Origin of the sequence: Mesorhizobium sp. M7A.F.Ca.AU.001.01.1.1 (assembly GCF_004022735.1) — a bacterium.
Lineage (GTDB): Bacteria > Pseudomonadota > Alphaproteobacteria > Rhizobiales > Rhizobiaceae > Mesorhizobium > Mesorhizobium ciceri.
The window spans coordinates 1-411 of sequence record NZ_RZPF01001385.1 but is presented as its reverse complement, the minus strand read 5'-3'; the positions used below and the strand labels follow the sequence as shown (position 1 = coordinate 411).

Annotated in this window: 1 protein-coding gene; it reads right to left on the bottom strand. The window is 70.3% G+C overall.

From position 1 onward, the window contains the following. Nucleotides 1-411, bottom strand: a 411-nt coding sequence (locus EN884_RS38310; protein ID WP_206617794.1) for an FAD binding domain-containing protein, incomplete at both ends; no start/stop codon positions are given.

Here is a 411-nt window from a genome sequence, read left to right as displayed (position 1 = left end):
CGCTGGCGAAGGTCGCCTCGCTGGCGTCCGCGCCAAGCAGGACGGCTTCCGCCGAGCGTGCCCGCCACGGCTTAGCCGCGACGCCGCCCAGCGCCAGCCTTGCGGCGCGGATCTTGCCGCCGTCGACGACGAGCGCTGCCGCGGCCGATACGACGGCAAAGGCATAGGAGGTGCGTTCGCGGACTTTGAGGTAACGGGCATTGGCGGAGAAGGAGGCAGCCTCCGCCGGCAGGCGCACCGCCACGATCAGGTCGCCGGGCTCCAGCGCATTCTCCCGCTGCGGCGTTTCGCCGGGAAGCCGGTGAAATTCCTCCAGCGAAACATGGCGCCGGCCCTTCTTGCCTTCGATCTCGACCACGGCGTCGAGCGCCACCAGCGGCACGCAGAAATCCGACGGGTGGGTGGCGATGC